Source organism: Streptomyces sp. NPDC053432 (assembly GCF_055585365.1).
Genome location: NZ_JBVJKF010000007.1, coordinates 205,603 through 218,460 on the forward strand (window position 1 = coordinate 205,603; position 12,858 = coordinate 218,460).

Annotated in this window: 11 protein-coding genes and 1 tRNA gene; 3 read left to right on the plus strand and 9 right to left on the minus strand. The window is 70.4% G+C overall.

Features of this window, described 5'->3' with window-relative positions; all coding sequences use genetic code 11:
• Window positions 1-141 precede the first annotated feature (141 nt).
• Window positions 142-2,889 (plus strand): phosphoenolpyruvate carboxylase, encoded by a 2,748-nt coding sequence (gene ppc, locus ACZ6Y1_RS14715; RefSeq protein ID WP_469628007.1) that lies wholly within the window; start codon window positions 142-144, stop codon window positions 2,887-2,889.
• A gap of 69 nt (window positions 2,890-2,958) precedes the next feature.
• Here the strand turns inward: ppc and ACZ6Y1_RS14720 are convergent, their stop codons facing one another.
• From ACZ6Y1_RS14720 to ACZ6Y1_RS14750, 7 genes are all read right to left on the minus strand, one after another.
• The gene (locus ACZ6Y1_RS14720) at window positions 2,959-3,705 is read right to left on the minus strand and encodes an LPXTG cell wall anchor domain-containing protein (protein WP_469628009.1); all 747 of its coding nucleotides are present in this window, start codon (window positions 3,703-3,705) and stop codon (window positions 2,959-2,961) included.
• Between the two features lie 142 nt (window positions 3,706-3,847).
• On the minus strand, window positions 3,848-4,441 hold the full coding sequence (gene pth, locus ACZ6Y1_RS14725; protein ID WP_469628012.1) for an aminoacyl-tRNA hydrolase: 594 nt from the start codon (window positions 4,439-4,441) through the stop codon (window positions 3,848-3,850).
• Window positions 4,442-4,540: 99 nt separating this feature from the next.
• Window positions 4,541-5,122 (minus strand): 50S ribosomal protein L25/general stress protein Ctc, encoded by a 582-nt coding sequence (locus ACZ6Y1_RS14730; RefSeq protein WP_469628015.1) that lies wholly within the window; start codon window positions 5,120-5,122, stop codon window positions 4,541-4,543.
• 188 nt (window positions 5,123-5,310) lie between these two features.
• Window positions 5,311-6,288, minus strand: coding sequence for a ribose-phosphate diphosphokinase (locus tag ACZ6Y1_RS14735; RefSeq protein WP_469628018.1), 978 nt, complete (start codon window positions 6,286-6,288; stop codon window positions 5,311-5,313).
• Between the two features lie 134 nt (window positions 6,289-6,422).
• Window positions 6,423-7,871, minus strand: a complete 1,449-nt coding sequence (glmU, locus tag ACZ6Y1_RS14740) for a bifunctional UDP-N-acetylglucosamine diphosphorylase/glucosamine-1-phosphate N-acetyltransferase GlmU (RefSeq protein WP_469628021.1) — start codon at window positions 7,869-7,871, stop codon at window positions 6,423-6,425.
• Window positions 7,872-7,982: 111 nt separating this feature from the next.
• Window positions 7,983-8,054, minus strand: a tRNA-Gln gene (locus ACZ6Y1_RS14745).
• Between the two features lie 12 nt (window positions 8,055-8,066).
• The gene (locus ACZ6Y1_RS14750; protein ID WP_469628023.1) at window positions 8,067-8,975 is read right to left on the minus strand and encodes a hypothetical protein; all 909 of its coding nucleotides are present in this window, start codon (window positions 8,973-8,975) and stop codon (window positions 8,067-8,069) included.
• A gap of 131 nt (window positions 8,976-9,106) precedes the next feature.
• Between ACZ6Y1_RS14750 and ACZ6Y1_RS14755 the strand changes: the two genes are divergently transcribed.
• Complete coding sequence (locus ACZ6Y1_RS14755) at window positions 9,107-10,384, plus strand: sensor histidine kinase (protein WP_469628025.1); 1,278 nt, start codon at window positions 9,107-9,109, stop codon at window positions 10,382-10,384.
• Window positions 10,385-10,510: 126 nt separating this feature from the next.
• Here the strand turns inward: ACZ6Y1_RS14755 and ACZ6Y1_RS14760 are convergent, their stop codons facing one another.
• A complete protein-coding gene (locus ACZ6Y1_RS14760; RefSeq protein WP_469628027.1) occupies window positions 10,511-11,020 on the minus strand; it encodes an SUKH-3 domain-containing protein in 510 nt (169 codons plus the stop codon).
• 2 nt (window positions 11,021-11,022) lie between these two features.
• Window positions 11,023-11,631, minus strand: coding sequence for a YwqJ-related putative deaminase (locus ACZ6Y1_RS14765; RefSeq protein WP_469628028.1), 609 nt, complete (start codon window positions 11,629-11,631; stop codon window positions 11,023-11,025).
• 229 nt (window positions 11,632-11,860) lie between these two features.
• On the opposite strand from ACZ6Y1_RS14765, the gene ACZ6Y1_RS14770 reads away from it, so the two are divergent.
• Complete coding sequence (locus ACZ6Y1_RS14770) at window positions 11,861-12,856, plus strand: SMI1/KNR4 family protein (RefSeq protein WP_469628031.1); 996 nt, start codon at window positions 11,861-11,863, stop codon at window positions 12,854-12,856.
• Window positions 12,857-12,858 lie beyond the last annotated feature (2 nt).

Here is a 12,858-nt window from a genome sequence, read left to right on the forward strand (position 1 = left end):
GCACAGGACACCTATCCTGTCCCCGGCGGACAGCGCGGTCCGCACGGGCAGCCCGAGCTGCGCACCAGGAAGCAGCAGCGCTGCGCGCGGTCGGGAGCCCACCGCCCAGTAGCGCTCGAAACACTGCAAGGAGCCGCACCTGTGAGCAGTGCTGACCAGGCCCCCGCCCACACCACGGACACCGCGAACGCAGAGCTGCGCGCGGACATCCGCCGCCTCGGCGACCTCCTCGGGGAAACCCTCGTACGCCAGGAGGGCCAGGAACTCCTCGACCTCGTCGAACGCGTGCGCGCACTCACCCGCACCGACGGCGAGGCCGCCGCCGCCCTCCTCGGCGACACCGACCTGGAGACCGCCGCCAAGCTCGTGCGCGCCTTCTCCACCTACTTCCACCTCGCCAACGTCACCGAACAGGTACACCGGGGCAAGGAACTGCGCGCCCACCGCGCCACCGAAGGCGGACTCCTCGCCCGCACCGCCGACATGCTCAAGGACGCCGACCCCGAACACCTGCGCGCCACGGTCAAGAACCTCAACGTCCGGCCCGTCTTCACCGCACACCCCACCGAAGCAGCCCGCCGCAGCGTCCTCGGCAAGCTCCGCCGCATCGCCGCCCTCCTCGAAGAGCCCGTCACCGGCGCCGGCGACCGCCGCCGCCACGACCTGCGCCTCGCCGAGAACATCGACCTCGTCTGGCAGACCGACGAACTCCGCGTCGTCCGCCCCGAACCCTCCGACGAGGCCCGCAACGCCATCTACTACCTCGACGAACTCCACGCCGGAGCCGTCGGCGACGTCCTCGAAGACCTCGCCGCCGAACTCCAGCGCGTCGGCGTCGAACTCCCCGCCGGCACCCGCCCCCTCACCTTCGGCACCTGGATCGGCGGCGACCGCGACGGCAACCCCAACGTCACCCCCGACGTCACCCGCGACATCCTGATCCTCCAGCACGAACACGGCATCAGCGACGCCCTCGAACTCATCGACTTCCTGCGCTCGCTGCTCTCCAACTCCATCCGCTACGCCGGAGCCACCGAGGAACTCCTCGCCTCCCTCCAGGCCGACCTCGAACGCCTCCCCGAGATCAGCCCCCGCTACAAGCGCCTCAACGCCGAAGAGCCCTACCGCCTCAAGGCCACCTGCGTCCGCCAGAAGCTCCTCAACACCCGCGAACGCCTCGCCAAGGGCACCCCCCACGAGGAAGGCCGCGACTACCTCGGCACCGCCGAGCTCCTCGCCGACCTCACCCTCATCCAGACCAGCCTGCGCGAACACCGCGGCGGACTCCTCGCCGACGGCCGCATGGACCGCACCATCCGCACCCTGGCCGCCTTCGGCCTCCAGCTCGCCACCATGGACGTCCGCGAACACGCCGACGCCCACCACCACGCACTCGGCCAGCTCTTCGACCGCCTCGGCGAAGAATCCTGGCGCTACGCCGACATGCCCCGCGACTACCGGCAGAAGCTCCTCGCCAAGGAACTCCGCTCCCGCCGCCCCCTCGCCCCCACCCCCGCCCCCCTCGACGCGGCCGGACACAAGACCCTCGGCGTCTTCTTCGCCATCAAGGACGCCTTCGAGAAGTTCGGCCCCGAAGTCATCGAGTCCTACATCATCTCGATGTGCCAGGGCGCCGACGACGTCTTCGCCGCCGCCGTCCTCGCCCGCGAAGCCGGCCTCATCGACCTCCACGCCGGCTGGGCCAAGATCGGCATCGTGCCGCTCCTCGAAACCACCGACGAGCTCCGCGCCGCCGACGTCATCCTCGGCGACATGCTCGCCGACCCCTCCTACCGCCGCCTCGTCTCCCTCCGCGGAGACGTCCAGGAGGTCATGCTCGGCTACTCCGACTCCTCCAAGTTCGGCGGCATCACCACCAGCCAGTGGGAAATCCACCGCGCCCAGCGCCGCCTGCGCGACGTCGCCCACCGCTACGGCGTCCGCCTGCGCCTCTTCCACGGCCGCGGCGGCACCGTCGGCCGCGGCGGCGGCCCCTCCCACGACGCCATCCTCGCCCAGCCCTGGGGCACCCTCGAAGGCGAGATCAAGGTCACCGAACAGGGCGAGGTCATCTCCGACAAGTACCTCGTCCCCTCCCTCGCCCGCGAAAACCTCGAACTGACCGTCGCCGCCACCCTGCAGGCATCCGCCCTGCACACAGCGCCCCGCCAGTCCCCGGACGCCCTCACCCGCTGGGACACGGCCATGGACATCGTCTCCGAGGCCGCCCACAGCGCCTACCGCGAACTCGTCGAGGACCCCGACCTCCCCTCGTACTTCTTCGCCTCCACCCCCGTCGACCAGCTCGCCGACCTCCACCTCGGCTCCCGCCCCAGCCGCCGCCCCGACTCCGGCGCCGGCCTCGACGGACTGCGCGCCATCCCCTGGGTCTTCGGCTGGACCCAGTCCCGCCAGATCGTCCCCGGCTGGTACGGAGTCGGCTCCGGACTCAAGGCCCTGCGCGAAGCCGGACACGAAGACGTCCTCACCGAAATGGGCGAGCGCTGGCACTTCTTCCGCAACTTCCTCTCCAACGTCGAAATGACGCTGGCCAAGACGGACCTGCGGATCGCCCGCCACTACGTCGACACCCTCGTACCCGAAGAGCTCAAGCACGTCTTCGACCGCATCGAAGCCGAACACGCCCTCACCGTCGCCGAAGTCCTGCGCATCACCGGCGGCGAGAAGCTCCTCGACTCCCAGCCCGTCCTCCAGCAGACCTTCGCCGTACGCGACGCCTACCTGGACCCCATCTCCTACCTCCAGGTCTCCCTCCTCGCCCGCCAGCGCGCCGCCGCCGCCCGAGGCGAAGACCCCGACCCGCTCCTCGCCCGCGCCCTGCTGCTCACCGTCAACGGCGTCGCCGCCGGCCTGCGCAACACCGGCTGACCCGACGGCAGTCACACGGAAGCCCCCGCACCGGTCCACGGCGCGGGGGCTTCCCCGTGGGCGCGGCGACTACCGCGTACGGCGCCGGCGCATCAGCAGCAGTCCACCCGCGGCCACCAGCGCGGCGGACAGCGCCGACAGCAGCGCCACGGGCAGGTCCGAACCGGTGCTCGCCAGGTCACCGCCGCCCGTCGTGCCACCCGGGACCGGAGCCGGAGAGCTCGCCGAGGAGCCGGGGGACACCGAGCCCGACGGCGTACCGCCGCCGCTCCGGCTCGCCGACACCGACGCCGACGGCGAGGACGACGCCGAGGCACTGCCCGACGGCGTCTTCGACGGCGTGTGCGAAGGGGTGTGCGAAGGAGTCCCGGACGGCGTCTTCGACGGCGTACCGGACGGCGTCACCGACGCGGGGCAGGTGTGCGACAGGTTGAACCACTCCACCGAACCGCCCTCGACCACCGCGGAAGCCGCCGTGAGCTTGGCACCGGCAGCCGAAGCCGCGTACGCGTGCTTCTCCGACGGCGGGCCGAAAACGGTGATCACCTGCGTGCCGCCCGGCTCGAACGTCACCGTGAGCTTCTTGAAATCGGTCGAATTACCCGGCAGCACGAAGTGCCAACCGTCCTGGGACGACGGAACGCCCGCACACGAGGCCTCCTTCTCACCGTACGAAGCCGCGGTGAGGGGAACCGCCTGGTGCAGCGGAACGGTGTACGAGTCGGCCGCGAGAGCCGGAACGGCCCCCGCGGCGACCACGAGGGAAGCCGCGGCCGGAACCGCTACCGCCGCCCAGCGCTGGCTGAGAATGGACATGAGGCACCTCTGGCACAGGTGAGGAATACGGGCCGTGGGGGTGGCGCCGCCAAGCTTGCTGACGCCGCCCCACCACGGTCAAGAGGTACGCACGAGTATTCGTGTGCCCTTGGGTGCCACTGCTCCCTATGCCCGGTATGCCCTAGGAGTTGTATGCCGACTGGGCGCGCTCCAGGCCCTCCGTGATCAGGCACTCCACCGAATCCGCCGCCCGGTCCACGAACCAGTCCAGATCCTTGCGCTCCGCCGACGAGAAGTCCTTCAGCACGAAGTCCGCGACCTGCATCCGCCCCGGCGGCCGACCGATACCGCAACGCACCCGGTGGTAGTCCGCACCCATCGACTTCGTCATCGACTTCAGACCGTTGTGGCCGTTGTCCCCGCCACCCAGCTTCAGACGCAGCGTCGGAAAATCGATGTCCAGCTCGTCATGGACCGCGATGACCCGCTCCAACGGCACCTTGTAGAAATCGCGCAGAGCCGTCACCGGGCCACCCGACAGGTTCATGAAGGACATCGGCTTCGCCAGCACCACACGCCGGTTCGCCGGCCCCGGAGGCCCGATGCGCCCCTCCACCACCTGCGCACGCGCCTTGTGCGCCTTGAACTTGCCGCCGATCCGCTCGGCCAGCAGGTCCGCCACCATGAAACCGATGTTGTGCCGGTTCCCCGCGTACTCGCCACCAGGGTTCCCCAGCCCCACGACCAGCCAGGGAGCCGCCGCGTCGTCCGACATCAAAAGCTCCTCAATCCCTCATACGAAGACGACCGCCGTCCCGCTCCAGTGGAGCCGGACGGCGGTCGGTCAGCAACTGCTGAGAAGGTGGGGCGAGGCTCAGGCCTCGGTGCCCTCGGCCTCGGCGGCCGGCTCCTCGGCCTGCGGGGCGACGACCTGCAGAACGGCGGTCTCACCGTCGACGGCCAGGGTGGTGCCGGCCGGCAGCTTCAGGTCCGAGGCGTGCACCGTGGCACCGGCCTCCAGGCCCGCGATCGAGACGGTGACCTCGGTCGGGATGTGGGTGGCCTCGGCCTCGACGGAAATGGTCGTCAGCAGGGTCTCCAGCAGGTTGCCACCGGCGGCCAGCTCGCCCTCGGTCACGACCGGAACCTCGACGGTGACCTTCTCGCCCTTCTTGACGATCAGGAAGTCGACGTGGGAGATGGTGCGCTTCAGCGGGTGACGCTGGATCGCCTTCGGGATGACCAGCTCGGTGCCGTCGCCCGCGATGTCCAGGGAGAGCAGGACGTTCGGGGTCTTCAGCGCCATCATCAGGCCGTGGGCCTCGACGTTGACGTGCTTCGGGGTGGCGCCGTGGCCGTAGATGACACCGGGGGTCAGGGCGTCGCGACGGGCCTGGCGGGCAGAGCCCTTGCCGAAGGTGTCGCGCAGGGTGGCGGAAAGCTTGACCTCGGACATGCTCACTCCTCGTGGGGTGACGGAAAAAAGGACAGGGTCACCCGGCCGAAACGGCCTGCTACGAAGAGCGCGTCGATAACGGAGCACCCGCACACAGAAGTGCGGCCTCCCTCGCCGAGCAACTTCATGAGTCTACCCGGCGGGAAGGCCGCACTTCAAAAGGATCTTCCAGAGGTGTTCCGGAGGAGTCAGTGCTCCTCTTCGAACAGGCTGGTCACCGAACCGTCCTCGAAGACCTCGCGCACCGCACGCGCGATCATCGGGGCGATCGACAGCACCGTGATCTTGTCGAGCTCCAGGTCGGACGGGTCCGGCAGGGTGTTCGTGAACACGAACTCGCTGACCTTCGAGTTCTTCAGACGGTCCGCCGCCGGACCCGACAGGATGCCGTGCGTCGCCGTCACGATCACGTCCTCCGCACCGTGCGCGAACAGCGCGTCGGCAGCGGCGCAGATCGTGCCACCCGTGTCGATCATGTCGTCGACCAGGACACAGACACGGCCCTTGACCTCACCGACGACCTCGTGGACCGTCACCTGGTTGGCGACGTCCTTGTCACGGCGCTTGTGCACGATCGCCAGCGGCGCGTCCAGACGGTCGCACCAGCGGTCGGCGACGCGCACACGGCCGGCGTCCGGGGAGACGATCGTCAGCTTCGAGCGGTCCACCTTCGCACCGACGTAGTCCGCGAGGACGTTCAGGGCCGAAAGGTGGTCCACCGGGCCGTCGAAGAAGCCCTGGATCTGGTCCGTGTGCAGGTCGACCGTCAGGATGCGGTCCGCACCCGCGGTCTTCAGCAGATCAGCGACCAGACGGGCCGAGATCGGCTCACGGCCCTTGTGCTTCTTGTCCTGACGGGCATACCCGTACGACGGGACGATCACCGTGATGGAGCGGGCCGACGCGCGCTTCAGCGCGTCGATCATGATCAGCTGCTCCATGATCCACTTGTTGATCGGAGCCGTGTGGCTCTGGATCAGGAAGCAGTCCGCGCCGCGCGCCGACTCCTGGAAACGAACGTAGATCTCACCGTTCGCGAAGTCGAAAGCCTTGGTCGGCACGAGGCCGACACCGAGCTGGTGCGCGACCTCCTCGGCCAGCTCGGGGTGGGCGCGGCCGGAGAAGAGCATCAGCTTCTTCTCGCCGGTCGTCTTGATCCCGGTCACAGCACTGTCTCCTCAGACGTGTTGAAAGCTGCTCGCCCCCATGTGCGTCCGTCCCGCACACGGTGAGCCAGCCGAATTGGGTGCACCTATCACGGTACGCCGTCCTGAACGTACCCGTTTCCGGTCAGTTCACCTCAACGGGCGTCGGAGTCCACCTGGACCGCCGACTGAGCCGCCGTCGCCGCCGCGCTTCCCGGGCGCTTCCGGGCGACCCAGCCCTCGATATTCCTTTGCTGGCCCCGGGCCACGGCCAGCGCACCGGGCGGAACGTCCTTCGTGATCACCGACCCGGCGGCGGTGTACGCACCGTCCCCGATGGTGACGGGCGCCACAAACATGTTGTCCGACCCCGTCTTACAGTGCGAGCCGACAGTGGTGTGGTGCTTGTGCTCACCGTCGTAGTTCACGAAGACGCTCGCCGCGCCGATGTTGGTGTACTCGCCGATCGTGGCGTCCCCGACGTACGACAGGTGCGGCACCTTCGTGCCCTCACCGATCGTCGCGTTCTTCATCTCCACATACGTGCCCGCCTTGGCCTTCGCGCCGAGGTTCGTGCCGGGCCGCAGGTACGCGAAGGGGCCGACGGTCGCCTGCGCGCCGATGACCGCACTGTCGGACACCGTGTTGTCCACGCGGGCGCCCTCGCCCACCCGGGTGTCCGTGAGGCGCGTGTTCGGGCCGACCTCGGCCCCCTCGGCGATGTGGGTGGAGCCGAGCAGCTGGGTGCCCGGGTGCACGATCGCGTCCTGGCCGAAAGTCACCGTCACGTCGATGAACGTGCTCGCCGGGTCGACGACCGTCACGCCCGCGAGCATCGCCTGCTCCAGCAGCCGCGCGTTCAGCAGGGCGCGGGCCTCGGCGAGCTGCACGCGGTTGTTGATGCCCAGGATCTGCCGGTGGTCCGCCCCCACGGCCGCGCCGACGCGGTGGCCGGCCTCGCGCAGGATGCCGAGGACGTCGGTGAGGTACTCCTCGCCCTGGCTGTTGTCGGTGCGGACCTTGCCGAGCGCGTCGGCGAGCAGGGCCCCGTCGAAGGCGAAGACCCCGGAGTTGATCTCCCGGATCGCGCGCTGGGCGTCGGTGGCGTCCTTGTGCTCGACGATCGCCTTCACGGCGCCGCTCTCCGAGTCCCGGACGATGCGGCCGTAGCCGGTGGAGTCCGGCACCTCGGCGGTGAGCACGGTGACGGCGTTGCCGTCCGCCTGGTGCGTCGCCGTCAGCTGGGCCAGGGTCTCGCCGGTGAGGAGCGGGGTGTCACCGCAGACGACGATCACCGTGCCTTCCGGGGTGCCGCCGAGCTCTTCGAGGGCCATGCGGACGGCGTGCCCGGTGCCGTTCTGCTCGTACTGGACGGCGGTGCGGACGTCGGCGTCGATGCCGGCGAGGTGCGCGGTGACCAGTTCCCGGGCGTGCCCGACGACCACGACGAGGTGCTCGGGGTCCAGCTCGCGGGAGGCGGCGACGACGTGACCGACGAGCGAGCGCCCGCAGATCTCGTGCAGGACCTTGGGAGTCGCGGACTTCATGCGGGTGCCCTCACCCGCTGCGAGTACGACGACGGCTGCCGGGCGGTTGGCGCTCACGGGTGTGCCCTTCGGCTTTCGGGAGTGGACCCGTGAAGGATACCGGGGGGTTAAGGGCCGGAAACGAGGGCGGGTCCTGACCTTGGCGGTCAGGACCCGAACCTCGCTCTGCTCCCCTGCCAGGACTCGAACCCGGACATAGGACTCCAAAGGTCCCAGTGCTGCCGATTACACCACAGGGGATAGCAAAGCCGACTAAATCGGACATTCGCCTCTGTTGATCGAGTCGACGGCACCTACTATGCCGCACCAGGCACCTTCAATGCGACGGTACAAGTCGCAACTGGCGGAGACGCGGACGATCAGGCATCCGCGGTAATCCGTGCCGGTGTTCTTGCGCACGGTCTTCGGGTTGTGCTTCTTGAGGGTGGTTCTCTGGAGGCGGGCCCGCTGCACTCCGACGAGGTCGGCCCAGTACTGTTCGGCCCCCTCCACGTCCGCGGATTCGTGGATCATCACCCGAAACTTCAGGCGCTCACGGGGGATCTCCATGAGTTGTAGCCAGGCCAGCCACGCGCGGATGACGCCGGGGTCGCTGTTGATGAAGGTGACTGTCTCGTCGCGCCGGTATGGCTTGCTCTTGGAGCCCTCGGCCCAATAAAGGGCGACGCCGACGAGGAACAGTTCCCGGCCGCCGAGGCGGCCGACCTCCGCCCGCGCGGCCTCGATGGCGGCGTCGCGCGCCTCCCCGCGGCGCGGGCTCTCGTGGGCCCAGCGCTTGAGTGCGGCGTCCCGACCCTGTTCCGAGGGGGACCGATGGTCGACCTTGGGAAGGTCGCGGACCCAGAGGGAGATCGAGCTCTTCGAGCAGCCGAGCTCGACCTGGATCTGGTCGTACGTGAGGCCCTGGAGGCGGAGTTCGCGGGCCTTCGCGCGGAGGTCGTCCTTGGCGTTCGGGCGCTTGGTCCACTCGGGGGCCGGCTCGCCGTCCAGGAGGCGGTTGAGGATGTCGTTGTTGTGGACGTGCAGGCGGTCGCGGATCTGGCGGCGGCTGAGCCCCTCGCGGCGCAGGGTCACCGCCTGCTCCCGCAGGGACTCGAAGGTCGTGGTGCCGTGGCGGAGCCCGCCGGTGCCGTCGCCGGGGCGACGTCGGATTTCGGTCATGTCCCCAATGTCGTCCGGAATGCAGGATTCACGTCTCGGATTCCGGGCTATTCATGCGTACGTGCGATTACCTCCGGTTTCCGGGAATTCCGGTCGACCGTGTGCTGGGGCCCCTGCGTACGCTGGTCGGCATGACCGGTACGGGGGATGTGGAAGGCCGCGCGGGCCCGGCTGTGTGGTGGTGGGGGCGGCGGCGGGATGTCGTGGTGGACGTGGCGCTCGGGGTCGCCTCCACCGTCGAGTGCGGGTGGGAAGGCGTGTCCTTCGCCCAGGAGGCGGGGGTGCCGGCCGCGGCCGGGGTGCTGTTCGGGCTGGTGGTGGGGGCCACGCTCCTGGTGCGGCGCCGGTGGCCGGTGGCCGTGGTGCTGGTGGGGATCGCCGTCACGCCGGCCGTGATGGGCTTCCTGCTCGGGGTGGTGGGCCTGTACACGGTGGCCTCCTCCGCGGTGCCCCGCCGGATCACCGCCACGCTGACCTCGATGGCGCTGGCCGCGACGTTCGCCGTGATGTACCTGCGGACCAGCGGGGACACGGAGGCCGGCCGGACGTTCGTGCTGATGCTGTCCGTGTTCGTGGCGGTGGCGCTGACCGTGCCGCCGGTGCTGCTCGGGCTGTACATGGGGGCGCGGCGGCGGCTGATGGAGAGTCTCCAGGAGCGGGCGGACTCGCTGGAGCGGGAGCTGTCGCTGCTGGCGGACCGGGCGGAGGAGCGGGCCGAGTGGGCCCGGGCGGAGGAGCGGACCCGGATCGCGCGGGAGATGCACGACGTGGTCGCGCACCGGGTGTCGCTGATGGTGGTGCACGCGGCCGCGCTGGAGGCGGTGGCCGCGAAGGATCCGGTGCGGGCGGCGAAGAACGCGGCGCTGGTGGGTGACATGGGGCGGCAGGCGCTGACCGAGCTGCGGGAGATGCTCGGGGTGCTGCGGCGGGAGGAGCCGGTGAAGGCGGCCCCGGTGGCTGCTGCCGTCTCCGTGCCGGTGGCGTTGGCGGGGCGCTCGGGTGTGGAGGACGGGCCTTCGCTCGGTGAGCTGGAGGCGCTGGTCGGGCAGTCCCGGGTGGCGGGGATGGCCGTGGAGATGGTGGTGCACGGGGAGGCGTCGGCGTACGCGGCGGAGGTGGAGCAGACCGCCTACCGGGTGGTGCAGGAGGCGCTGACCAACTGCCACAAGCACGCTCCGGGCGCGCGGGTCGTCGTACGGCTGGCGCACCGGGAGGGGGAGGTGGCGATGCAGGTGGAGAACGGGCCGTGTGACGGTCAGGCCCCGGAGCCGGGGCTTCCCAGTGGGGGGAACGGGCTCGTGGGGATGCGGGAGCGGGTGCTGGGGCTGGGCGGGGTGTTCGTGTCGGGGCCGACGGATGCGGGTGGGTTCAGGGTGTCGGCGGTGCTTCCCGTGGGGGTCGGGGGGTAGGCCGGGTTCGGCGCGCGGGGTGCGGGCGGCTGTGGTTCGGTGCGGCGGCGTTGCCGGGGGCGCTGCCCCCGGACCCCCGCGCCTCGAACGCCGGCGGGGCTGGAGGTGCGCCCCGGCGGGCTTGGGTCAGCCCGTCGTGAGGCGGGTGGGTTGGAGGCCCGTCAGGAGGAGGGTGAGGGCTTCGTCGAGGGTGGTGCCGAGGTACCAGTCGCCCGTGTGGTCGATGCCGTAGACGCGTCCCTCGCGGTCGATGGCCAGGTGGGAGCTGCCGTCGGCCTCGGTGCCCAGGGGGCAGAGTTCCGTGGACAGGGCGCGGCCCAGGTCGGCGAAGGTGCGGGCGAGGTGGAGGCCCGTGGTCGGGTCGATGCGGATGGTCGCGGGGGCTATCTGGCGGCCCGCTCCGCGGGCGGTGACGGTGAGGCCGCCGAATTCGGCCCAGGCCTCGACGGCGGCGGGGAAGACGGTGTGGCGGTGGCCGGCGGGGGTGGTGTGGTCCCGGAGTGCGTCGGCCCAGTATTCGGCCTGCTTGATGTCCCAGCGGCCGGGTTCCCATCCGGCGGTGCGCAGGGCGTCGTCCACGGGGACGGGGAACCGGGTGGCCGAGGAGCGGTCGTAGGAGGCTGAGGTGGTGGTCATGGCTACTCGGCGGGGGTGAGGTCGACGTGGCGTACGCCGAAGTGGGCGAGGAGGGCCTCGCAGGAGCGGCAGGGGGGTGCGTAGCTGCCGTGGAGGGGGTCGCCGGCCTCGCGGATGCGGCGGGCGGTGATCTTCGAGTGTTTGAGGGAGCGGCGGGCTTCGCTGGGGGAGAGGGGTTTGCGGGAGGCGCGTTTGGAGCGGGCGCCTTCGACGGTGGCGAGGTGGCGGGAGAGCAGGATCGCCTCGGGGCAGCGGCCGGTGAACCGTTCGCGCTGGCCGCTCGTGAGGGTGTCGAGGAAGTCCTGTACGAGGGGGTGGAGTACGGGTGGCTGGTCGCCCTTGCCGGCGGTGCTGGTGAGGGTTTCGCCGCGGACGGAGAGGGCGGCGGCGACGGTGGGCAGGATGCCGTCGCGGCGGAAGCGCAGGACGGGTACGGCGGGGCGGCCGTCGGTGCTGCTCCAGCGCAGGCGTGGGTCGCCGGTGGGGCCGCCCGGTCCGGGGGCCTGGGCGGCGGCCGAAGCGGTGGCCTGAGTGGTGGCCGGGCCCGTGGAGGGGCCGGTTCCGGGGTCGGTGGAGTCGGCCCGGTCCGTACGTGTTGCGGTGTTGTGCATCCTCGCGCTTTCCCTCCCGTGGCCGCGGTTGTCGCCGCTGTGCGCACGCCCCCGTGCTGCGGGGACAGCCTGCCAAATGTCATCTGTCATACGGAAGCGGGGTCGAATATTCGTATCAATTCGGATGTTCCCGGCCCGTGGGTGGGTGCGCCGGTCGGGGGCGGGTGACGCTCTTGCCCCAGCGCATAGGCTGTGGTGAACCAGCCAGATCCAGCAGGGGGCTACCGCCATGACGACAGGTCGGCTCGGGCAGCATGCCGCGCCACCCAACGCCGCTTACTCGGGGCAGGTCGTGCATTTCCCGGACCCGGTCCGGGCTGCTCGGCATCCCCATGGAGTGCGGATGGGCGGCGCGGGGCATCCGGATTTCTCCGCGTACGCTCGGGCGGCGGTGGAGATCGCCGAACCGCCGGAGGGTTTCGGCGTGGACGAGCTGCGGCTGACGGACTACGTGTCCGCGAACGCCGCGATGAAGGCCACGGGTCACGAGCTGTGGGACACGGTGGGCCCGGTCGCGACTCCGCACGGCTGGACCTGGCACCACGTGGCGGGTTCGCGGCGCATGGAGCTGGTGCCGGTCGAGGTGAAGGCGCTGCTGCGGCACCACGCGGGTCTGGCGACGGCTCCGGTGGATCACGAGAAGCGCGGGACGCGGCCGTTGCAGGAGGTGCGTCCGGTGCACCTGGGGCTGCCGAAGTCGGTGGTCTCGGTGTCCGAGTCGCAGGTGCAGGGTGTCGAGGAGGACCTCGGCTACCGGCTGCCGGAGGCGTACCGCTCGTTCCTGAAGGCGGCGGGTGGCTGCGCTCCGGTGGGCGCGGGTCTGGACGTGGACCTCGGGCTGCTGGTGGACCAGCCGTTCTTCACGGTGCGTGAGGAGGCGGCGGTCAACGACCTCGTCTACGTCAACAAGTGCCTGCGCGACCACCTGACGAAGGACTACCTGTGCGTGGCCTTCGCGCAGGGCGGGCTGCTCGCGCTGAAGGTCAGGGGTGAGTCGGTCGGTTCGGTGTGGTTCTCCCCGTACGACGACGCGCGCGACCGGGACGGGTGGTCCGTCCAGGAGCGTGTGGAGCGGCTGTTGCTGCCGTGCGGCGCTGATTTCGATGCCTTCCTGGAGCGCTTGGCGGGCAATCCGCCTGAGCTGGAAACGGTGGCCGGTCTGATGGTGGACGGCGGATTCGCGCGCTCGGTTCCCGTGGCGGGTCCGGCGCGGGTCGAGGGGTGAGC